Origin of the sequence: Pseudomonas sp. Root562 (assembly GCF_001427125.1) — a bacterium.
Lineage (GTDB): Bacteria > Pseudomonadota > Gammaproteobacteria > Pseudomonadales > Pseudomonadaceae > Aquipseudomonas.
On sequence record NZ_LMGK01000025.1, the window covers coordinates 584123 to 606629 of the forward strand.

Consider the following 22507-nt stretch of genomic DNA (forward strand, 5'->3'; position numbering starts at 1 on the left):
GCCATGTTCACCGCCGCCATCATCACCGGCCTCGGCCTCGGCAGCATGTACGCGTTGCTGGCGTTGGGTTTTCACCTGACCTACGTCGTCTCGCGCACCGTCAACTTTGCCCAAGGCAGCGCCATGATGGTCGGCGCCGTGCTGGGCTACACCCTCTGCATCAACTGGGGCTGGTCGCTGTGGCTGGCCCTGCCGCTGACGCTGATCCTCTGCGGGCTGTACGGCCTGGTGATCGAACGCTGGCTGGTACGGCCCTTCCACAGTCGCGGCTCACAGGCCTGGCTGATGGCAACGGTGGCGGGAGGCATCCTGGTGGATAACCTGGCGCTGTTTACTTTCGGCAAGGAGCCGCGCCAATTTGAAAGCAGCCTGGTCAATCTGAACATCGAGCTGTTTGGCAGCAACGTGGGCGCACTGCAATTGCTGATTCCGCTGGCAGGCGCGGCCATTGCCCTGGCGCTGTATCTGGTGCGGCGTTACACCCGGCTGGGCAAGGTACTGGAAGCCTGCGTGCAGAATCCCCGCGCGGCGATGCTGATGGGGATCAACGTCAATCGCGTGGTCGCCATCGCCTTTGCTGTCTCCACGGTATTCGCCGGCGTGGCGGGTTTATTGATTGCGCCGCTGTTCAGCGTCAATGCGGAAATGGGCATGTTGTTTGGCCTCAAGGCGTTCGCGGTGGCCATTCTCGGCGGCATCACCAGCGCGGGCGGTGTGTTCACGGCGGGGCTGCTGTTCGGCCTGACTGAAGCATTGATCACGTTGTATTTCGGCTCCGCCTTCACCCAGATATTCACGTTTGCGCTGGTCATTGTCGCACTGGCGATTCGTCCCAACGGTCTGTTCGGCAGCCAGGCACTGGTGAAAGTATGAAGAACTTCAACCCCCTGGCCGCACCGGTCTTCATTGCCCTGCTCGCGATCGTCTGCGGCGTGCTGGCGTTCACGCTGGACAGCTACTCGCTGCTGGTTTTCACCCTCTGCGCCCTGGCGGCGGTGGTCGGTGTGGGCCTCAATATCCTGATCGGCCTCAGTGGGCAGATATCCTTCGGGCATATCGCCTTCTACGCCATCGGTGCCTATGTATCGGCACTGCTGACACTGGCGGGCTGGCCGTTGTGGCTGGCCCTGCCCACGGCCGGTGCGGTAGCCGGACTGGTCGGCGCGCTGTTGGCGATTCCCGCTCTTCGGGTCAGCGGCCCGTACTTGGCGATGATCACCATCGCCTTCAGTTTTGTGGTGCATCACAGCCTGATCGAATGGCGGGACGTGACGGGCGGCTCCAACGGCTTGATGGGTATCCCGCTGCCGGAATTCGCCGGCCTTGATCCGGCGACTGTCCTCGCCCTGTTGGCCGGTGCGTTGATGATAGGCGCCCTGCTGTTTTACCAGCGCCTGAGCCACAGCAGTTGGGGCAAGGCCATGCGCGCGGTGAAAGCCTCGGAGATTGCCGCCCGCTCACTGGGCTTCAATCCGGTCATCAGCAAAACCCTGGCGTTTGCCTTGTCGGCGGCATTGACCGGGCTGGCGGGTGGCTTGCTCGCGCCATTGCTGATGTTCATCAACCCTGAATCCTTCCCGTTCTCCCAATCCATTCTGTTTGTCCTGGCCGTGATCGTCGGCGGCAGCGGCATGCTGTTCGGACCGTTGATTGGCGCACTGCTGATCGTGCTGGTGCCGGAACTGCTGTCCGACTTTGCCGAGTACCGCCTGCTGATCTTTTCCGTGCTCCTGCTATTGGTGCTCTGGATCGCGCCCAACGGCCTGCTCGGCGCCCTCGCCCGACGCTGGATCAAACCGCCTCGCTTGCTGCCACCGACGCGCATCGATCAGCAACGCATCGCCGCGCATTTGCGCAGTCGTGGCCCGTCTTCAGGCTTGCGGGTCAGTGACATAGGCATTCGCTTCGGCGGCGTGCAGGCCGCGCAGCATGTCAGCCTGCATGCACCTGCCGGCAGCATCACCAGCATCATCGGCCCCAACGGCGCGGGTAAAACCACCGTGCTCAACATGATCAGCGGGTTCTATGTGCCGGACAGCGGCCAGATCGAATTGCAACAGCCATTGGCGGGCCTGCCGGCCTGGAAAAGCGCCCGGGCCGGCATCGCCCGCACCTATCAGACCACCCTGCTGTTCGGCGAAATGTCGGTGCTGGACAATCTGCTGGTCGCGATGCAGAAGGGTCGCCTGGGCCTGCCGTTCAGCCTTGCCACCGACGAGCAGCGAAGCCTGGCGCTGGATCTGCTGGCACTGGTGGGCTACCGCGGCGAGGTGAACATTGCCGCCGAGGACTTGCCCCATGTGGATCGCCGCCTGGTGGAAATCGCCCGCGCACTGGCCACCGCGCCTGCGGTCCTGTTGCTGGATGAACCGGCAGCGGGTCTGAGCCGCCGCGACACCGATGATCTGGCCGTTCTGCTGCGCAAGCTGGCGGATTTTGGCCTCACGGTGATTCTGGTCGAGCACGACATGGCGCTGGTCATGTCGGTGTCCGAGCACCTGTTGGTGCTCGACGCGGGCAAGCCTATCGCCGCAGGTCCGCCGGCTGAAATCCGCCGTAACCAGCAGGTGATCGCCGCGTACCTGGGCGGCACCGAGTATCAGGCCACGCCGCGCGAACAGGCCTGGAATGGCAGCCGCGATGCGCGCCTGTTCGTCAAGGACCTGGTCATCGACTATGGCGCGTCAGCGGTGGTCGACAAGGTCAACCTGCTGGTCAATCCCGGCGAGCTGGTGGCGATTCTCGGCGCCAACGGCGCGGGCAAATCGAGCATCCTGCAATGCCTGGCCGGCCTGCATCGCGCCAGCAGCGGCAGCATCCTGCTGGATAACGAAAACATCGAACAGGCCAACGCCAGCACCGTCGCGGCAAAAGGCCTGGCGCTGGTACCCGAAGGCCGCCAGGTATTCCCTTACCTGAGTGTGCGCGACAACCTGTTGCTGGGTGGGTATTCACGCCGCGAAGCCTTCGACGCCGACGCGGAAATCGAGGCCATCCTCAAGCGCTTCCCGCGCCTTCGAGACCGCATCGACAACCCGGCCGGGCTGCTTTCCGGTGGCGAACAACAAATGGTCGCGGTGGGTCGCGGCCTGATGGCCAAGCCAAAAGTCCTGTTGCTGGATGAACCTTCACTGGGCTTGTCGCCGGCCATGATCGGCGAGCTGTACGACGCACTGGCCGCACTGCGCGACGAAGGCGTGACCATCCTGCTGGTGGATCAAATGGCCAACCTGGCCCTTCAGGTGGCGGATCGCGCCTATGTGCTGGAAACCGGGAGCATTGTCAAAGCCGCCAGCGCCGCAGAGTTGCGCGACGATCAGGCGTTGGCTGCCGCTTACCTGGGTGAAGGAGCCGTCGCATGAGCGCCTTGAAAATCATCAATGCCCGACTGCCTGACGAGCGCGCCAATAGCGAGATTCATGTCGAGAACGGCTACTTCGTCGCCGCCTTCAGTAAGGACACACGCCATTGGCAAACCCTTGACCTGCAGGGCCAATTGATGATGCCGGGCCTGATCGAAACCCACTTGCATCTGGACAAGGCCTGCATCATGCAACGCTGCCAGCTGCATGAAGGCACGCTGGCTGAGGCCGTGGCGCAAACCCGGGCAGCAAAAGCCGAATTCACTGAAGACGATGTCTATCGGCGCGGTGCCCGGGTAATGGACAAGGCGATTGTCCAAGGCACGACGCATATCCGGACCCATGTCGAGCTGGACCCGCAGATTGGCCTGACCGGGTTCAATGCCATTCGCCGCTTGCAAGCCGATTATGCCTGGGCCATCAGCCTGGAAATCTGCGTGTTCCCCCAGGAGGGTTTGCTGAACAATCCGGGGACTGAAGCGCTGCTGTGCCAGGCACTGGAAAGCGGCGCCACCGTACTCGGCGGCTGTCCCTATATGGACAGTGACCCGAACGGGCAGATCCAGCGCCTGTTCGAACTGGCGGTGCGCTACGACTGCGACCTGGACCTGCACCTGGATTTCGACCTGAATCCCGAAGGCATGACCGTCATGGAGGTGGCACGCTGCACGCAGCTGCATGGCTGGGGCGGACGCGTCACCGTCGGCCACGCGACCAAGCTGTCGACCTTGCCCCGGGAACCCCTGACGGTGCTTGGCCTGCACCTGGCGCAAGCGGGCGTGCAGGTGACTTGCCTGCCCAGCACCGATCTGTTCCTGATGGGTCGCGAGGCGTTTCACAACAAACCCAGAGGACTGGCGCCACTGGCGCATCTGCACGCTTGCGGCGTGACCTGTTCGGTGTCCACCAACAACATCGGCAACCCGTTCACGCCCTATGGCGACGCGTCGTTGATCCGCCAGGCCAACCTGTTCGCCAACGTCAGCCAGATGGGCACGGCGGCGCAACTGCGGCAATGCCTGGCGTGGGTATCCAGCGAGGCGGCGCGTATGCTGAGGTTGTCCGATTACGGCCTGCTGCCAGGCTGCCGCGCCGATTTCATTGTGTTCGACGCGCCCTCGCCGGCGGCGGTCATCGCTGAAATATGCGCACCGGTCATGGGCTTCAAGGGAGGGCTTCAGACGTTCAGCCGGCCGGCGGGAACGTTGCTGAAGCCGAGTGCTTAATCGATCAACGCCTGCTTGAGGTTGAATTCCTCGGGCACGCTTTCTTCCAGGGCCAACTGCCCTTCCAGTTCATCCAGGTGTTCGAGCATGACGGCGACGGCTCTTTCATTGTCGCCATTTTCCAGCGCGGTAATGATCTCCTGATGTTCATCCGAGGCGCAGGATGGCACGTCATTGCGCTGGTACAGCGCGACGATCAATGAACTGCGCACCATCAGGTTGGCGAGGATATCGCTCAGCACGGCATTGCCACTGATCTCGCCGAGCAGCAGGTGAAACTCGCTCAGCTCGCGGACGATGGCACGTCGATCGGTGTCGTTGGTGGCTTTGCGTTCGTTGTTCATGTGCCGGGCGATGCGCTGCCGGTGTTTGCGCATCCCTGCCGGGGTGATGGCCTCGACCATCGCCCGCTCGATGGCGCGACGCGCGCTGAAGATATCCCGCGCTTCCTTTGCCGTCGGCTGAGCAACCATGGCGCCGCGATTGGCTTCGATGGTCACCACCTTTTGCATCGCCAGCCGCTGCAACGCCACCTGCACATGATTGCGGTTGGCCTGCAGGGTTTCGACAATGTGTGCTTCTACCAATCGAGTGCCAGGCGGCAGGCGATGCTGGGCGATAGCCTTGAACAGCGCATCGACGATGCGTTGCACTTCAAGCTGTTTGGCGGTGACAGTGCTCAAGCCCATCCATTCCTCTGTTGTCCAGAAAGCCTCAGGCCAATACGCAAGGCTGCGGATGGCGGGCAATCGGCGGCATTATCCGCCAGCGGCATGAACCCGGCAAATGCCCCGCTCACGACTCAGCCCGCCTGACCCAGGCCCGCGCCCTCGCCCCGTGGGTCATGCATGGCTCTGCGCAGGCCATCGGCATCGATGGCGATGATCCCGGCGTGGCCGGTCATGGGGCTGCGGGCCGGGATGATTTCCACCTCATGCCCCAGCATCCCAAGGCCCTCAATCGTGTTAGCCGCCATGTCGCCTTCCAGCTTGAGATTGTCCGTGCTGTCGAAAAAACTGCGCCCCAACAAAAAGCGCGGGGTTTGCAGGGCCTGGTCAATGGGCTGCTGATAGTCGATCAGTTGGGTCGCCAGGACCATCTGGGTCTGCGGTTGACCATCGCCCCCCTGGGTGCCGAAGAACCAGCGTCGGCCATCGTCAGCCAGATAGCAGGACGGATTGAGCGTGTGCGCCGGACGCTTGCCGGGAGCCCAGCCATTGACGTGCCCGGGATTCGCGTTGAAGCCGGCAGCGCGGTTCTGCCACAGCACGCCGGTGTCACCCAGAACGCAGCCCGAGCCGAAGTCATGAAACAGGCTCTGGATCAGGCAGGCTGTACGCCCCTGGGCATCGGTCGCGGCCATCCAGACTGTATCGGCCGGGCGCCCCGGCTCAGTCCAGGGTGCAGCACGCTGGTCGTCGATGGCATCGGCATAGGCTTGAATCTGCACGCTTTCGAGACTGGCGGCAAAATCCCAGGGCTTGCTCAGCGGATCGCACAACTGCGCATTGCGCCGCAGCAACCCCTGCTTGATGGCTTCGACCAGATAGTGATAGTACAGCGCGCTGCCGTTGCCGACTTGCGCCAGCGGCTTGTGTTGCAGCGCAGCCATGGCCTGCAACGTGTAAAGGCCTTGGCACGGCGGCGCGACATTGTAGAGTCGTCCATCGCGGTATCGCACGGAAATCGGTGCGACTTCAGGGGCGCGGGTCGCGGCCAGATCGGCAGCGGTCAAGCCGCACCCAAGGCGATCGAACGCAGCCCCGAAAGCCTCAGCCAGTTCGCCGTGGTAGAAATCCTCGACGCCGTGTTTCGCCAGATGGCGAAGGGTGTTGGCGAGCTCGGGCTGGCGCAGGTTATCGCCCTCGCGCAGCCAGCGCCCGTCGGTCTTGCACAGGTGATGCAGGTCCGGCAATTGCTCGATCAGCGGCTGGCGCAGGGTTTGCCAGAACAATTGCGATTGCGAAACCACGACACCGGCATCGGCCACGCTCGCTGCGTCTACCAACAGATCAGCCCAGCCCAGCCTGGAGCCCCACTCATGACGACTGATGTCTGCTGCGGTCTTCCAGCTCGCCATCGCGCCCGCGGTGCTGGCCACCGAAGCCGGACCTCGCACGGTGATGGATCCGCCCTCAGGCAAACGCTGCCCGGCCTGGCCGATCCCCACGATGGTGCGCACCTTGCTGTCGTGGATCATCCACAGGGCATCGCCACCCAGACCGGTCATGTGCGGGAAAACCGCTGCAAGCATGGCACTGGCGGCCAGCATCGCATCGATGGCCGTTCCGCCCGCCTCCAGAACCCGCATGCCGGTGGCGCTGGCATCGGCATGGGGCGTACAGATCACGGCACGACTGGAGGTAGCGATCATGGTTCAAGGCCTCTTTTTTGCTAGCTATCGATATGAATATTGTTAGCAAAGCAAGATGTATGCCTTTTACCCTGCGGCAGACGGGGTGGCGTCCAGCGTCAAACCCTTTTGAACGTCAACCAGGCCCCCCAAAACAAGCTATTGAAGAGATCCGGCGTCGTTCAACAGTTTTTGAACCGCCACCTCGGAAATGCAGTTTTCTGCGCCTTAGTTTTTCTCGGCACTGACCTGGCCGGTATACTTGGGCAGATTAATTTCCACATCAGCTTTTTGTTGCAGGCCTAGTTCCATAAGGCGGCCGATATGGTGTTGGGCGGCAGGGCGTCGAACAGAGTTGAGAAAAGCGGGCCATTCCTTCCCGACGTCTTCATTTGAAGGGAGGGAAGCTACATTCACCAGTTCCTTGATCTCGCCCAGAGATTGCTTGTCGAAGGTGGCGATACGGCGGGCCAGAGCATCGACGAAGCTGTTCAGCTCGTTTTCGGGAAAGCTGCGGTTTACGTAACCATAACGCTCGGCCAGCTTGCCGTCGATGTCGTTACCGCTTAGCAGGACCTCTAATGCACGGCCGCGGCCGATAAGACGTGGCAGGCGCGCCATTGGGCCTCCGCCTGGGACAAAGCCGGCGCCAATTTCAAATTGGGAAAGCACTGCCTTGTCGCTGGCAAAACGCATATCGCTGGCCAAGGCCAGTTCACTGCCCACGCCAGAGGCGCGGCCGTTGATCATCGCGATGGAAACCACTGGGGACTTACTCAGGCGTACCAACATGTCCGGAAGGGGCGGCAGGCCGGTCTTCCCGTTGGGCATTTCCAGGGTCCGCTCCAGAGGCTCGGCGAAGTCGTAGTGGGTTAGGAAAAAGCCAGGCACCTTGCTTTCAAAAACCACCACCTTGAGTTTGGTGTCGTTTTCTATCGCGCTGACCACCTTCTCGAACTGCAAGGTAGAATCCGGACCATATATGTTGAAAGGCGGGTTGTTGATCTGCACTCGCCAGTATTCCGGACTGATCTTGTCAATGAGAAACTGGTTGGGGGAGGAACTGGCGGATTTTGGGGGACTGGTAGCAGGGTCGGCGGCAAGGGCTTGACCAACTATGGTACTCCCGCCCAACAGCATGCTAAAGGCGAGAGTGGCGCTTACGATACGTCGTGATTTCATAATGGTGGAACTCCAATTTTATGGAATGAACAACGATGAATTGACCTGATTTCTGTTCAGGACCACGAGCACCGGTTGATGCTCGAATTAGCAGTACCGTTTTGGCAAATATAGGCGCGATGTGGTCATGTTTATGTGCAACTTGGTGATACCCCCTTCTGCCGGCCAGCCAACATCGCCGGTTTTTTATGGAAAGTTGAACTTGGCTGTGCTTCAGGAGAACGATGGGGTCACTATATTTATGATGATCATCAAGATAAACGGACGATCTGAAATATCAGTTAATACATGGCGTAACTAATCAGCTAAAACTTCAGGAGGGATGGGCTATCGAATCCGAAGTGTCGATTGGGGAATTGCCTAAGCGCTGCTGTTCTGCTCAGTGCAGCTGCCCCAATTCATAGAAAGCTGCCTGTGATGTGTGTCTACGAGTGTAGTGCGGTTCACGGAGCTTGCTCGACAGGCTGCATTTGATCTTCAAGGCGAGGCGGCTATGCAGTGCATAACGCAGACCAAGGGGGAAACCGCTCCGGTGCACGCCTTTGGATAGGCCATGCTCATCTGTACCAATGCTCGTGGTTTAGGGCGTTAAGCCGAAATCGCTAACGTACGAAACGCCTGAACGATTTAGCCAATCTGTTGCATCGACCGGTTGAATCCACAGCCAAAAGTAGTCGCTCGGAGGTGTCAGATAAATCAGGGAAGAGTCAACCAAAAACGCCTTGGGTGGCTCAGGCAAATCGGGCGTCATCTGGCCTGATGCGACGGATAAATACCGGCAAGCCGCGCTATCACGACCCCCACGTAAAAGACGCCTGAAAATTCTTCGACCATCACCAGTGAGCGGGCATGGTTGGTGATCGGGATAATATCCCCGTAACCGGTGGTCGTGAGCGTCGTGAAGCTGAAATAGATCAGTTTGAAGAAAGTGCCGGGCTGTCTGAAATCGAAGTTGCCAGGGCCGAATGAGCCAGCGGCGGAAATCTCGACCAGGGCATAGATGAAGGACCAAACGAAGGCCAGCATGATGTAGCCCGCAAGTGCGCCATGCAGCTTGTCCGCTGTAATCGGCCCGCGCTTGAGAAGGTAGCGCAGTACCCCGCTGAACGAAACCGTAAGAGACACCGCATAGGTTATCCCTGCAAGTTCAAGAGTCGAGATACTCTCGGTCCACAAGGCCGCCCATTGAAGGCCAATCCCGAGCAACGCCAGGCACAGTTTGAGGATGAATCCGGGTCGGGTCTGCCGGGTGGCGAAAGCGCCCACGAGCAGCACAGCCGAAAACAGAATGCCGAGCAACATGCGAGCAATCAGCCCCTCCTCAAGAAAGGGGAACAGGAGGATCAATCCCAGTAAAAGCAGCAACAGATAAGTGCAGGGCCCTAGCCCTATTACCATCTGAGCTAAATCCGCGTCGGATTCGGCTTTATCTTGCGGGCTTGTCATACCAGATTCCCAGAGGTTGAAGTAACGCACGTGACCTGACAAGACCAAGCGCGACGGGGTCCAGTTGTGCATGATAGCCCCAGAAACACAACTGACTTGTCCAATGCCCGCGCAAGCCTCATGCAAGGGGGGATTCCCTCATCCCTACCCCCTTGCGCCCTAGCTGCTTGACACCATACATGGCCTGATCCGCTGCTTTAAGTAATGCGTCGAGAGATTGCCCATGAACAGGACACAGCGAAACTCCGACGCTGCACGACACTGAAAGCTCCCCCGCACTTGTCGCGACTGTCTGGGCGATGGTGTCAAATACCCTCGCCGCTTGCGACTCAGCGCTCTGGGGGTCAGAAAGATTGGAGATCAGCATCACAAATTCGTCGCCGCCGTATCGGGCAGCCGTGTCACATGACCGGGTGGCTTGAAGCATGCGGCGTGCAACCGCTTGCAAAACCTGGTCGCCGACTTCATGACCGTACTTGTCGTTGACCTCCTTGAAATGATCCAAGTCGATCAAAAGCACAGCGAACGGAATCCCTTTCACTTCCCAATCCGAGATGGCCTGGGCAAAACGCTCAGCGAACAGGTAACGGTTAGGCAGTTGCGTGAGTACATCATGGGTTGCCAGATAGGCTGAGCGTTCGTGCTCAACTTCGGCTCTTTCTATCGCCTTGAAATGCGTGATCAATACCATCGGCATCAGCACCAGAGCGCCGGCGAGTACCAAAAGAATCATCAACATTTCTTCAGTAAGGACATCCCCGAAACGAAGTTGCCGGTCGAATACCAGCGTCATGGGCTGCGATGTACTGCGGATCTCGACACGGTCGTTCAATTGCGGCAAAAACAGGCGATCAAGGAAGCCAGCCTGTTGAACGTGCGTGGAAAAAACATCGCTTTCAGAACCGGCTGCGGTCTTCAGCACGGCAGTTATATGAACCAGTGGGTCGACGTTAGCGTGATTGACGGCATCAAGAAGAGAGCCCGTCTTGATCAACAGCAATGACACCATAGTGCTACCAAAAAAATTGGGGCTGGGGCTCGTTCGCTCTTGGTCAGGCCGGTTGACTAACTGCATCAGAATGTAAGCACTACCGCCCTCGTACATGGAAAAAACGGGAGAAACCACGGGTTTCTGGCTGCTTTGGGCGCGTGCCAGCGCGTAGGAAAGGTAAGCGACCGTTTCTAACCTCACCCCGTAAATCGAACTGGATTCAGGGAGCAAGGGGTACATAAACAAAACGGGCCAGGTCTCTTTGAGGAAGGCCTGAGGTTGGCTTGGCTGCCCAGTGAGACTTGGGAAATCCTTGAGCTCAAAGTCTGGGCGCCATGTGCGCCGCAACAGATCCTCAAAGGCGGATTGCTCGGCGACAGGCACGGAGCGGGCTGCCTCGAGCATGTAGATATGCGGGTAGGCCGACAATACGACTGCCGCATATCGGGACGTCGCTTCGGTATCACTCTGGTCTACGGCTTGCAGGAATGCAGAGAAGCCCGAGAGCACAGCTTCATTGGTATCAAGCTGATTGCGCACAATCCCAGAGATGTTTTGCACGTACTCGGAAAAATACGTTTCCCTTCGCTGAGTCTCGGACTTCAGCAATAGTAACGCCGAAAAAACCACCAGACCGACCGCTAAAAAAATAAAGCCCATCAGCGAGTTGCGCCGCTTTGTCCATATCATCCTGATCTTCCGATTTCGCGGTGCGTCCAAATTACTGTCACGCTCTACAAGCATTCAGCCTTCAGCGAAACAACTTGTATTTTTCCATGCCCCTGACTGTAGCGTCTCGTTTCGTCAGGTGAAAATTTTGATCACGTGGGCAAGCGCCTAAACCACGGTCATGGATTGTCGCTCCGTAAGAACCTCCAGCAACTGCTTGTGGTTAAGCCGCTGACACTCGTCCCGAACTTCCTCTCGAATTTGATAGGTCGTCTTCAAGCGACGTTTTTCTTCGTTGTCATAGATGTTGAAACCGATGGCGCAGTCTCACAATAGAAGCGCATTCCATCACGCGTCGATCCAGTCTCTGTCGGGATTGCAGGGACAACAACGAATCTGGAAATCATCTTCAGGCCCTCTCCTAACACACCCTAAGGTTTAGCGGCTATTTGCCAGCACGACAAGTGACTGGCGAGTGTTTCCGATGACAAGCACCGCGGCCTGAGAGCGGTTCGCATCGCACATAAAGTCGGCTATCCAGGCTGCGACAGGCAAAAAAACGCCCACAAGCAGCCGCTGGACACACTAGTGGCTAATCGGTAACGTCGACCCTCGATACTGAATTTATCCCGTAGTTGAGTCGTCAGGCGTATTGGTTGGAGACGTTGCAATGACAACAATCGATAGGAAATTCCGATTCGAAGCAAAGCTTCTCCGCCCGGCAAAGCCTGGTAATGATACGTCCTGGGCGTTCCTGATATTGCCAGCAGACGCGAGTGAACAGCTTCCAAGGCGAGGAAGAACGACAGTTGAAGGCACAATCAATGGGCACCCCTTCCAGGCAACCCTTGAGCCTGATGGTCAACTGAGCCATTGGCTGCCGGTCGGCAGAGAGCTACTCGAAGCCGCAGGCGCAGCTGTGGGGGACGTCGTTACGCTGGAGCTAGCCTCTGTGAAGAAGGAACCCGAGCCTGACATACCGGCAGATTTTCAAGAGGCACTCGCAGCTACTCCTGAGGCGCTTAAAGTCTGGAACAATACGACGACCATCGCACGAGTAGACTGGATACACTGGATCACTTCAGCCAAGCAACTCAAGACCCGCGCGAAACGAATCGGTGATGCCTGCGATATGCTCGCCAGCGGCAAGAAGCACGTTTGCTGTTTCGACCCGTCCGGTTACTACAGTAAGGCCTTCCGTGCGCCCGAGGCGGATAATTCTTGAATGGGGCATTACGTTGCATCGCCAGCAAAGGAGGCAAGAAAAACTGATCAATTTTGTGCGCTGCATTCCTTGCTAGGAAGCAGCGCCAGGGAACACTCGAGCTTCGGTTCGAACCCTTTTATGACCAGAATCCTTTATGCAGTAGGCTGACCTTGCGCTGGCCCTTGGTAAATACTTCGCGACACGGCAACGCAAGCGGCATCGAATTGGGGCATTTCTGAACGACAGCCTGCACGCTGGCAGCCCATGTTCGGGTTTGGGTTACAAAACCTCGAACAATCCCGCCGCCCCCATCCCGCCACCCACACACATCGTTATCACTACGAACTTCACCCCCCGCCGCTTTCCTTCCAGCAACGCGTGCCCAACCATTCGCGCGCCGCTCATGCCGTAGGGATGCCCAATGGAAATTGCGCCGCCATTGACGTTCAGTTTCGCCGGATCGATCCCCAACTGTTGTGCGCAATACAACACTTGGCAGGCAAACGCCTCGTTCAATTCCCACAAGCCGATATCGTCCACCTTCAACCCGTGCTGACGGAGCAGCTTGGGCACTGCCAGTACGGGGCCGATACCCATCTCTTCTGGCGCCAGTCCGGCGACTGCGATCCCTCGATACAGGCCCAAGGGTGCAATGCCTGATCGCGCAGCCACTGCCCCCTCAAGTAAAACGCAGGCGCTGGCGCCGTCGGACAACTGACTGGCATTGCCGGCCGTGACACTACCGCCCTTCACTATCGGCTTGAGTCCTTGCAGATCGCTGAGTTGGGTTGTCGGCCTGTTGCCTTCATCCTGGACAAGCGTGACATCCTGATAGCTCACCGCCCCGCTCTCCTTGTCAACGACTCGCTTGCGTGCCTTGACCGGAACAATTTCGTCGGCGAAAACACCAGCTTCCTGCGCCGCCGCGGTGCGTTGTTGAGACTCAAGCGCATAGGCGTCCTGCGCTTCCCGACTGATGCCATACCGGCGCGCAACGAGTTCGGCCGTTTGTAGCATTGGCATGTACGCATGCTCGCTCATGCGCAGCACGTTGGCATCGAACGCCTCGCTCGCCATTTGATTGTGAGCATTCTGCACCAGGCTGATCTGCTCTTGCCCGGCACCAACGGTCACCTGCATGCCGTCGACGATGATCTGCTTGGCGGCGATGGCAATGGCCATCAGGCCCGATGCGCACTGGCGGTCAATCGTCTGCCCACTGACCGAAATGGGCAAGCCTGCGGCCAGGGCCGACAAACGCGCCGGGTTGATGGCCGCAGTGCCGCTCTGCATGGCCGTACCCAGCACCAGGTCTTCGATCTGACCCGGCTCGATGCCAGCACGCTCGACTGCTGCGCGAATGGCAACGGCCGTCATACTGGGCGTCTTGAGGTCATTGAATGCGCCACGCATCGCCTTGGCGATCGGTGTGCGAGCGGTGGAAACAATCACGGCGTCTTTCATGGTTCAAGTTCCTTGTTCGATGAGGGCTGGCAGTCGCTGACCAGCTCACTCAGTGCCAGGCGCAGCCGTTCGGGAATCGGCGCCGGGCGGCGTTGAAGACGGTCAACAAACACATGCACGAAACGCCCGGTCGCACAGGCCAGTGCCTGGCCTTCACGGAACACCGCAAGTTGATAATGCACAGAGCTGTTACCCAGTCTGCTGACCGCCAGTGCCACCTCGATGGGCTCGGGGAACGCAACCGGCGCGTGGTAATCGCAGCCGGAGCTCACCACCAGGCCGATCACCGGACCTGCGTGGATATCCAGCCCTCCCTGCTGGATCAGGACGCTGTTCACGGCAGTGTCGAAGAAACCGTAAAAGACGACATTGTTGACGTGTCCATACACGTCGTTGTCGTGCCAACGGGTGTTGATCGTTGTGAAGTGCCGATAGCCGGCACGCTGCCTGAGGTCGGTCATCAATATGCCGCTTCATAAATGGCCAACGCGTCGGCTTCGGTGAGTGTGCGCGGGTTGTTCACGAGCAGACGCTGCTGTTGCATCCGCACTCGCAAGGTGGCGGGCCGGGCTGGCTGACGGCAATCAAGAACGACAAGGTCAAGGCCATTGTGGCGTTCGAGCCGGGTAGCAGCTTCGTCTTCCCGCAGGGTGAACTGCCGGCGCCGATTCCCAGTGCGTTCGACACGGTGCAAGGCGCGGCGGTGCCAATGGAACAATTCATGGCACTGACGCGCATTCCGATCCTGATCCTCTACGGCGACAACATCCCGGAACAGGCCGTCGACCTGCCCGCCCAGGACAGTTGGCGCGCCCGCCTGAAGATGGCCCGGCTATGGCGTGATGCGGTCAATCGGCATGGGGGCGACGTGCGACTGATCCATTTGCCGGAGATTGGCATCAACGGCAATACCCATTTCCCCATGTCGGATTTGAACAACGTGCAGATCGCCGACCTGGTGTCGCAATTCCTCAAAGAAAAACAGCTGGATTAACCCCTCTCCCTATTGCACTGCCGCCCTTATTATTACTCAGGAGCCTCACGTGAAAAACACCCTTCTCAAAGCCACGCTCATGTCGGCGCTGGTCGGTCTCTCTGCGGGCGAAGCTGGCGCTGCGGACTACAAAAAGAACCCGTTCACCCTGGCGTACGACGGCGCCCTGACCCGCAACGAACCGGGCAAGGTCAACATCCACCCGGTCAGCTACAAGCTCAATGGCCTGGACATCGCTGCCAACGTTTACACCCCGGCCAACTACGATGCGAAGAAGGTCTACCCGACCGTTGTGGTCGCGCATCCGAACGGCGGCGTCAAAGAGCAGGTCGCCGGTCTGTACGCCCAGCGCCTGGCCGAACAGGGCTACATCACGATCACCGCCGATGCGGCCTACCAGGGCGCAAGTGGCGGACAGCCTCGCAGCATCGACAAGCCGGCGTATCGCATCGAAGACATCCACGGCATGGCAGACTTCATCAGCCAATATGCGGGCGTCGATAGCACGCGCCTGGGCTTGCTTGGCATCTGTGGCGGTGGCGGTTACTCGCTGGCCGCGGCGCAAACCGACAAGCGCTTCAAATCGCTGGCGACGGTGAGCATGTTCAACTCGGGACGCGTGCGCCGCAACGGCTATAACGACTCGCAACTGGACAGCATCCAGCAACGCCTGCAACAAGCGTCGGCTGCCCGCGCGCAGGAAGCCGCCGGTGGCGCGGTGCTGTATTCGGGTGATGCCAACCTCACCGATGAGCAGATCGCCAAGCTGCCCTTCGAACTGTATCGCCAAGGCTACGAGTACTACTGGAAGACCCATGCGCATCCGAATTCGACCTTCAAATACACCACGAGCAGCCTGCTGGACCTGATGCGTTTTGACGCGACCAATCAGATCGAGCTGATCAATCAGCCATTGCTGATGATCGCCGGCAGCAAGGCTGACAGCCTGTACATGAGCCAGGATGCATTTCCCAAGGCCACCGGCACCCAGGACAAGGAATTGTTCATCATCGACGGCGCCACCCACATCGAAACCTACTGGGTCCCACGTTATGTCGACGCGGCCATTGGCAAACTGACAGCGTTCTACGCACGAACCCTTTGACAGGCTCTTCGGGGGTCGCGCATCCAGCCGGAACCTGCTTAGATGGCATAATCACGCGCTGCCCCATGAGAGGCTCTCATCAATGTCCCGCGCCAATCTCAACGATCTGCAAGCCTTCGTGGTCATCGCCCGCGAAGGCAGCTTCACCCGCGCGGCGGCGCAGCTGGGCGTCTCGCAATCCGCGCTGAGCCACACCATGCGTGCGCTCGAAACCCGGCTTGGGGTTCGTCTGCTGACGCGAACCACACGCAGCGTCTCCCCTACCGAAGCCGGGCAACGCCTGTATCAAAGCATGGCACCGCGCTTTGACGAGATCGAGCTTGAACTGGCCGCGGTCAGCGAGTTTCGCGATACCCCGGCAGGCAATGTGCGGATCTCCGCCTCCGAACATGCGGCGAACAATATTCTTTGGCCCAAGTTGATGAAGGTCCTGCCCGACTACCCGGACATCAAGGTCGAAATCACCGTCGACTACGCCCTCTCCGACATCGTCGCGCAGCGCTATGACGCCGGCGTGCGGCTGGGGGACCAGGTAGCCAAGGACATGATCGCCGTGCCTATCGGTCCGCCGTTACGCATCGCCGTCGTAGGATCCCCCGAGTATTTCAAACACAGACCCATTCCCAGGGAACCAGGAGATCTGGCCGCTCAAAACTGCATCAATCTACGCCTGCCCACCCACGGGAGCCTGATGCAATGGGATTTTGAAAAGGACGGACACGAACTCAAGGCGCGCGTCGAGGGACAGTGGACGTTCAACAGCAGCGTGCCGATCCTGCGTGCGGCTGTGGCGGGATGCGGCTTGGGGTTCCTGCCAGAAGATATGGTCGCCAAAGAGCTGGCTGACGGAAGCCTGGTGCGAGTGTTGGAAGATTGGTGCCAGCCCTTTGCCGGTTACCATCTCTATTACCCCAATCGCCGTGAACACTCATCAGCGTTTGGCGTTGTAGTTGAAGCGTTGCTCTACAAGCGCTGAGTCATCGACCTTCAAGCCGTCTCAATTTTACCAACGGTGTTTGTCACTTTGACCTGAGCGCCTGACATCCCGGATGCTAACTGCTGGAATGCACTTCAAGCGCAGGTCGCAAGACACAATTGCTCGGGCAACAACTCCGAAGGCCATCCGCCCGAACAATTGAACGCTTCCAGACACAGAGTCCGGTTGTCCTCGGACCAGCAGACAAAGACGCCCCGCGGACTCAGGGCGGCATGATTGAATGTCCAGCACCGCTCCTTCACTTCATTTGCCCATCGCCCCTCTAGCGAATACTCAATGATCGAGTAAAAGCCAGCATTGGTTTTCTCTCGCGCAATCACTCGAAACATTCGGTTATCAGACCTGGCTAATGCCGAGCCTATTTCCTCACCGGCAAACAGGTGAGAGAGCGCGAAAATCTCAATCTGGTCGAGGGGCATCTGAGTCAATTCATTTAGTCAGCGCGCATGGACTGCGTAGCCGAATGACAGCCGACTTCAAGATTTATCTCCAAGATCGTAAGCCCGGGCGATCAGTTCGGCCACTTCATCACGGCGTACGGTCGAACCCTTACTCGAGTCAGGTACCACCGTTGTGACACGACCTTGCGCAACCAAAAACCTGGCAGCTTCAACCCACTCAGCCCGGGTGACCGGTTTGCTCGCTTCGAACGCCGGTCCACTTTTCATCCAGCCATTGGAAACCACAATCCGGGCTTGATCAAACAATGGGGAATCCGTCGGCATATCCGTGAAGCCAGCGCGTGTGTCGACCTTCATCTCACCGGCCAACGTCATCTGCAACGTGTTGGCTAACTCGCCTCGGGTAATGGCACGGGCCGGCTCAAAGGCGTTTGCTTCGTTACAGGTCATCAGCCCGCGGAAAACTACTGCCCGCACCGCATCGGAGGCCTGATTGGCCGGGATGTCGGCGGGTACGTTTTTTTGCGCAGGTCTCAATCTCGCATCAACCGGCGTGACATCCAGACTCACGCCCTGTGCGGTGTAGTTGGTCAATGAGTCATAAGTCTTGCTGTGTGCAACAAAACCCGGGGCCTTGGTGAAATCAAACCGGTACCCGTAATGGTATCCATTGGCAGGATTGTATCGAGTCATCAGCCCCGATTGACGGGTAGCTGTGTTGTCCGCCAGACCATACAGCACCGCCCGGCGCATCGCCGCCACTGCCGATAGGTCTGTAATCAATTGGTTACCCACCAGATACTCATCGCCCGGCTTGATGACCTCCTTGCCTTCAGCCGGTAAGACTGCATTTGTCGAAAGGTTGTAATGATCGCCGTTGCCCAGCATCGCGAGCTGCACGTTATGCAATTCAGTGCCATAGACGCCGAACCGCTTGGTCGCATGGCTGGCATCCATCACCGTCAAATAACCCTCGCCAATGACCTCGATCCGACCGTCAGGCTTCACCCACATGGCGGTGTTGGTATCTAACCCGAAACCCTTGCCGCGTGGGTCGTCGACCAGATAACTGGCCATGCGCGCGGTTCGCCCGGTACTGGTTTCTTCGAGTTGATCCAGGTGCTGATCGATTATCCCGGCCTTGAACAGGCCAGAGCCCTTGAGCAATGCCGCACCACGCTGCCCGGAAGACTTCGCTACACCGAAGTCCAGCGTGTCCATGACAACCCCGTAAGCCGTCGGCATCTTTGCGCCGAGAATACTCGCCCCCGCGCTCGTGCCACCAATGACTCCGCCCCGCTCATACACTTTGCGCACGGCTTGCATCGCCAGCGAATCACTGCCATCAGCGTTAAACAACGCTTTGGCAATTCGCGCTTGATCGCCACCCACAAACCACACGGCACTTGCCTCAGTGATCGGCCTGACGGCTTCGGGATCATTCATTGTTTGTGCGTAATTTTTGCTGTCGATCGACGCAATCGTGACGTGAGAAGCCGGCACACCCAACGCCACCAGCTCGGATTGAAAGCGCTTACTTGAACCCAGGCTTGCACTGGCAGTGGGGAAAATCACAATCCTCGCCGCACCAGACCCGCCCGCCAGATCCACGAATTTGTGATACACGGGCAAATTGCTGGCCCTCAGCATGCCCCCTACCGCCAGTAAATGGCCATCCGCGAGCACCGACGTCGCTGAAGAAGCGATAGCCAACGCGACCAAAACCCTGCCCTTTCTCACTTTGCTCATCCGCATTTGCTCTTTTTGTGGGGAGAACATCACTGGCTTCACAACCGACCATTACAGCGCCGACCTGTAAATTTTTCTTTCAGATTCATTACATATGAAAGTTTATACGCCGCATTTTTTGGCTGATCAAGGGCTTTGATCAGCGCTTAAAAAACCGGTTTCAGGCCACAAAATCTAATTTAATCGTTTTATTTCAATGATTTGTAGAATCTACAAGATCAGTTTTTTTCCACGCATAGTGATTTTATTATTTTCTTGTTTTACATTGTATGAAAATAACTGTTTCATTGCCGTCATGGTGACTCCCGATTCAAGTCAAGCGCCATACGTGCTCGTCGACCCGTTCTACTTACCCTGATACCCGCTATAAGGAGTCGTACAATGAAAACAATCACACTTCTCGGCGCTGTGGCGTTGGCCGCCATGAGCGCATTCGCGATGGCAGAGGAACAGCCGCTGCGCATCGGTATCGAAGCGGCCTATCCACCCTTTGCGTCCAAGACAGCAAACGGCGCGATCTCCGGTTTCGACTACGACATCGGCAATGCGCTGTGCGAGAAAATGGCGGTCAAATGTGTATGGACTGAGCAGCAGTTCGACGGATTGATTCCGTCCCTCAAGGTACGCAAGATCGACGCAATCCTGTCCTCCATGTCGATAACCCCCGATCGGCTTAAATCGGTCGATTTCAGCAAAAAGTACTATCACACCCCCGGCAAGCTGGCGATGAAGGCCGGTACCGTTATCAACGACCCGCTTGTAGACCTGAAAGGCAAGCGAGTGGGCGTTCAGCGAGCGTCTACCTACGATCGCTATGCCAGTGACAAATTCGCCGCAGCGGGTATTGAAGTCGTGCGCTACGGCTCCCAGGGTGAAGCGTTCCTGGACCTGGCATCCGGACGCCTGGACGCCACCCTTGCCGACATCGTCAACATCGATGAAGGTTTCATCAAAACCGATGCAGGCAAGGGTTTCGCATTGGTAGGCCCGGACTTCACCGATAAGAAATACTTCGGTAACGGCGCGGGTATTGCGGTACGCAAAGGCGATTCTGCAACCGCTGAAAAACTGAACGCCGCCATCGACGCCGTTCGCGCAGACGGTACCTATCAGAAGATTCAGAACAAGTACTTCAGCTACGACATCTACGGCGGCTGATCACTTGCGCAGGAGTCGTGTTTCAGCGACTCCTGCCTGCCTTTTTCAGGAACTCTCCATGCAACACATTGAGCACTTGCTACCCTGGGGCAGCCCGGGTATCGAACGACGTCTGTCGGTTTTTCGTTTTGGTAGCGGCCCTCGCAAAGCCTACATTCAGGCGTCGCTGCACGCGGATGAATTGCCGGGCATGCGCGTAGCGGTCGAGCTGAAAAAGCGCTTGCGCGAGTTGGAGCAAGAAGGTCGGCTGAACGCAACGATTGAACTGGTTCCGGTAGCCAATCCCATCGGGTTGTCACAGATGTTTCAAGCCACTCATCAGGGGCGATTCGACTTTGCCAGCGGCAAAAATTTCAATCGGGATTTCCCCTCACTCGGGGAACCGGTGGCTGCTCGGGTTACCGGGCGCCTGGGCGGACAGGCCAAGGATAATGTGGCAGTCATTCGAGCAGCCATGCACGAAGCGCTGAACGAACTGCCTCAAGCGACCTCAGCGCTTGAAGGGTTGCAACGCCTTTTGTTGACTCACGCTTGTGATGCCGATGTAGTGCTTGATCTGCATTGCGACTTCGAGTCAATTCTTCTGCTTTATAGCCTGCCGCAGCTTTGGGACTCACTTGAGCCATTGGCAAACCGACTCGGCGCCGGCGCGGCTTTACTGGCCGAAGCGGCCGGCGGCGATTCCTTTGACGAAGCATGCTCCACCCCTTGGCTCCAGTTGGCCAGGCAATTTCCAGACGCATCCATTCCGATGGCTTGCATGGCAACGACCATAGAACTGGGCGGTATGGCGGACACCGGTCACGTCGCTGCCCAAGCCCATGCAGAAGCCATTCTGGCGTACCTGGGCGACCTGAAGATGATCAGCGGCGAATGGCCATATGTCCCCCCCTCCTACTGTGAAGCCACGCCATTTGCAGGGGCGCAATATGCTTATGCACCACACGCCGGGGTCGTTTCATTCCTGGAACCGTTGGGTGCACGAGTAAACAAAGGGGACGCGCTCTTTGAAGTCTTCGATCCAATCACTGACCTTCATACACGGGTTTGCGCTACTACCAACGGCGTGCTCTACGCCCGTGAGCGCCTGCGATTTGCCCAACCCGGCCTGTGGCTGGCCAAGGTCACAGGCAGCGACCCCATTCGTCATGGCCGACTCTTGACCGATTGAGGCGGCACTCCCGTGATTTCGCTCGCTTCAGATACACTGGGGCAACTGATCGATAGGCCGACCCAACTTATGCTTCAAACTCCTCGCAATGCCACCGTTTATACAGCGCCCATCATGCGCAACCTCGCCGAGGCTGTGCCGGATTTGCAACCGTCACTGCGCAAGGTGGCTGACTTCATCCTGCGTCATCCACTGAAGGCCGCAACCCTGACCATCGAAGAGCTGGCCCAGGAGTCTTTGACTTCGCCGGCAGCAGTCAATCGACTTGCTCGGGCGATAGGCCTGAAGGGCTACACGCAATTAAAGGTCGAGTTGGTCGCTACGTTGCAAGACATGGTTTCGCCCGTCGACAAGTTGCGCAATGAAATGGCCCACCGGCCCTTGGGGGAATTCGGTTTGACCGAGCAACTTCAAATCGCAACCAGTAACCTGAGCACGACCAACACCAACAATTCCTCAGAAGTGTTCGAAGCCTTTGTCAGTGCACTCATCCAGGCGCGTAAAATCTACATCCTTGGTTTTGGAAACAGTGCCTACATGGCAGGACTTGCCGCCTCCAACCTGATTCCCTTTATTGCCGATGCGCAGGCAATCAGTATGGAAGGTGGCAACGAGAACGCAGCCTATCGATTGGCATCCATCACGCCCGCCGACGTCCTTCTGGCGATCTCGCTGCCCCGTTACTCCCAAGACACACTGCAATTAGCGAGATTTGCCAAAGAACGGGGAGCCTCGGTGCTAGCCATCACCGACTCGCCAGCATCGCCTTTGGCCAACATCGCGCATCACGCACTGTTTGCTGCGGCGAATCATCCAGTACTCATCAGCTCAAACTCGGCTGTTTTGGCGTTGATCGAGGGCTTGGTTGCCGCCGTCATGACGCGAAATAAGGAAGCAGTCAGGCTCTCTGCCGAGCTGACTGAAAGCGTGCTGTCCTACCTGCATGTTTCTGCCAATAGCAAGCCAAGCTCGAAGAGAAAGCCGCTCAGCCGTTAACACCTGTGAGAAATGGCCGTCGCGGCACAATTGACG

At 58.3% G+C, this 22507-nt stretch carries 17 protein-coding genes and 2 pseudogenes; 10 read left to right on the plus strand and 9 right to left on the minus strand.

Annotated features, from left to right (window positions below; genetic code table 11):
- Positions 1-3 precede the first annotated feature (3 nt).
- The 3 genes from ASD60_RS26295 to ASD60_RS26305 are packed head-to-tail and all read left to right on the plus strand — an operon-like array spanning position 4 to position 4588.
- The gene (locus ASD60_RS26295) at positions 4-873 is read left to right on the plus strand and encodes a branched-chain amino acid ABC transporter permease (RefSeq protein WP_056856780.1); all 870 of its coding nucleotides are present in this window, start codon (positions 4-6) and stop codon (positions 871-873) included.
- Positions 870-3362, plus strand: coding sequence for a branched-chain amino acid ABC transporter ATP-binding protein/permease (locus tag ASD60_RS26300; RefSeq protein WP_056856781.1), 2493 nt, complete (start codon positions 870-872; stop codon positions 3360-3362). Before ASD60_RS26295 ends, ASD60_RS26300 begins: the two co-directional genes overlap by 4 nt.
- On the plus strand, positions 3359-4588 hold the full coding sequence (locus ASD60_RS26305) for an amidohydrolase family protein (RefSeq protein WP_056856782.1): 1230 nt from the start codon (positions 3359-3361) through the stop codon (positions 4586-4588). Before ASD60_RS26300 ends, ASD60_RS26305 begins: the two co-directional genes overlap by 4 nt.
- Here the strand turns inward: ASD60_RS26305 and ASD60_RS26310 are convergent.
- From ASD60_RS26310 to ASD60_RS26330, 5 genes are all read right to left on the minus strand, one after another.
- Positions 4585-5277 (minus strand): GntR family transcriptional regulator, encoded by a 693-nt coding sequence (locus ASD60_RS26310; RefSeq protein ID WP_056856783.1) that lies wholly within the window; start codon positions 5275-5277, stop codon positions 4585-4587. The genes ASD60_RS26305 and ASD60_RS26310 overlap by 4 nt on opposite strands.
- A 113-nt stretch (positions 5278-5390) precedes the next feature.
- Positions 5391-6962 carry a gamma-glutamyltransferase family protein gene (locus ASD60_RS26315; protein WP_056856784.1) on the minus strand — a complete coding sequence of 524 codons (1572 nt, stop codon included), beginning with the start codon at positions 6960-6962 and terminating at the stop codon, positions 5391-5393.
- A gap of 207 nt (positions 6963-7169) precedes the next feature.
- Complete coding sequence (locus tag ASD60_RS26320; RefSeq protein WP_056856785.1) at positions 7170-8123, minus strand: enoyl-CoA hydratase/isomerase family protein; 954 nt, start codon at positions 8121-8123, stop codon at positions 7170-7172.
- 747 nt (positions 8124-8870) lie between these two features.
- The gene (locus ASD60_RS26325) at positions 8871-9569 is read right to left on the minus strand and encodes a potassium channel family protein (protein WP_056856786.1); all 699 of its coding nucleotides are present in this window, start codon (positions 9567-9569) and stop codon (positions 8871-8873) included.
- A gap of 118 nt (positions 9570-9687) precedes the next feature.
- Positions 9688-11250 carry a sensor domain-containing diguanylate cyclase gene (locus tag ASD60_RS26330; RefSeq protein ID WP_082557686.1) on the minus strand — a complete coding sequence of 521 codons (1563 nt, stop codon included), beginning with the start codon at positions 11248-11250 and terminating at the stop codon, positions 9688-9690.
- 649 nt (positions 11251-11899) lie between these two features.
- Between ASD60_RS26330 and ASD60_RS26335 the strand changes: the two genes are divergently transcribed.
- Positions 11900-12454, plus strand: a complete 555-nt coding sequence (locus ASD60_RS26335; protein ID WP_056856787.1) for a YdeI/OmpD-associated family protein — start codon at positions 11900-11902, stop codon at positions 12452-12454.
- A 261-nt stretch (positions 12455-12715) separates the two neighbouring features.
- Here ASD60_RS26335 and ASD60_RS26340 read toward each other — a convergent pair whose 3' ends face one another.
- The 3 genes and pseudogenes from ASD60_RS26340 to ASD60_RS29595 all read right to left on the minus strand — a co-directional run.
- Positions 12716-13900, minus strand: a complete 1185-nt coding sequence (locus ASD60_RS26340; protein WP_056856788.1) for an acetyl-CoA C-acyltransferase — start codon at positions 13898-13900, stop codon at positions 12716-12718.
- Positions 13897-14361: an acyl-CoA thioesterase gene (locus ASD60_RS26345; protein WP_056856789.1), complete on the minus strand. Its 465-nt coding sequence runs from the start codon at positions 14359-14361 to the stop codon at positions 13897-13899. Before ASD60_RS26345 ends, ASD60_RS26340 begins: the two co-directional genes overlap by 4 nt.
- Positions 14361-14444, minus strand: a pseudogene (locus tag ASD60_RS29595) (hypothetical protein); the annotation flags it as partial. The pseudogene ASD60_RS29595 and the gene ASD60_RS26345, both read right to left, overlap by 1 nt.
- On the opposite strand from ASD60_RS29595, the pseudogene ASD60_RS26350 reads away from it, so the two are divergent.
- From ASD60_RS26350 to ASD60_RS26360, 3 genes and pseudogenes are all read left to right on the plus strand, one after another.
- Positions 14436-14894: pseudogene (locus ASD60_RS26350) on the plus strand (alpha/beta hydrolase); the annotation flags it as partial. The pseudogenes ASD60_RS29595 and ASD60_RS26350 overlap by 9 nt on opposite strands.
- 49 nt (positions 14895-14943) lie before the next feature.
- Positions 14944-15999, plus strand: a complete 1056-nt coding sequence (locus ASD60_RS26355; RefSeq protein ID WP_056856790.1) for an alpha/beta hydrolase — start codon at positions 14944-14946, stop codon at positions 15997-15999.
- Positions 16000-16081: 82 nt separating this feature from the next.
- Positions 16082-16975: a LysR family transcriptional regulator gene (locus ASD60_RS26360; protein WP_056856791.1), complete on the plus strand. Its 894-nt coding sequence runs from the start codon at positions 16082-16084 to the stop codon at positions 16973-16975.
- A 497-nt stretch (positions 16976-17472) separates the two neighbouring features.
- Here the strand turns inward: ASD60_RS26360 and ASD60_RS26370 are convergent, their stop codons facing one another.
- Positions 17473-19146: a cyanophycinase gene (locus ASD60_RS26370; protein WP_056856793.1), complete on the minus strand. Its 1674-nt coding sequence runs from the start codon at positions 19144-19146 to the stop codon at positions 17473-17475.
- A 381-nt stretch (positions 19147-19527) separates the two neighbouring features.
- On the opposite strand from ASD60_RS26370, the gene ASD60_RS26375 reads away from it, so the two are divergent.
- The 3 genes from ASD60_RS26375 to ASD60_RS26385 all read left to right on the plus strand — a co-directional run bounded on the left by ASD60_RS26375 (position 19528) and on the right by ASD60_RS26385 (position 22471).
- The gene (locus ASD60_RS26375) at positions 19528-20304 is read left to right on the plus strand and encodes an ABC transporter substrate-binding protein (RefSeq protein WP_056856794.1); all 777 of its coding nucleotides are present in this window, start codon (positions 19528-19530) and stop codon (positions 20302-20304) included.
- Between the two features lie 58 nt (positions 20305-20362).
- The gene (locus ASD60_RS26380) at positions 20363-21475 is read left to right on the plus strand and encodes a succinylglutamate desuccinylase/aspartoacylase family protein (RefSeq protein ID WP_056856795.1); all 1113 of its coding nucleotides are present in this window, start codon (positions 20363-20365) and stop codon (positions 21473-21475) included.
- A 69-nt stretch (positions 21476-21544) separates the two neighbouring features.
- The gene (locus ASD60_RS26385; RefSeq protein WP_056856796.1) at positions 21545-22471 is read left to right on the plus strand and encodes a MurR/RpiR family transcriptional regulator; all 927 of its coding nucleotides are present in this window, start codon (positions 21545-21547) and stop codon (positions 22469-22471) included.
- Positions 22472-22507 lie beyond the last annotated feature (36 nt).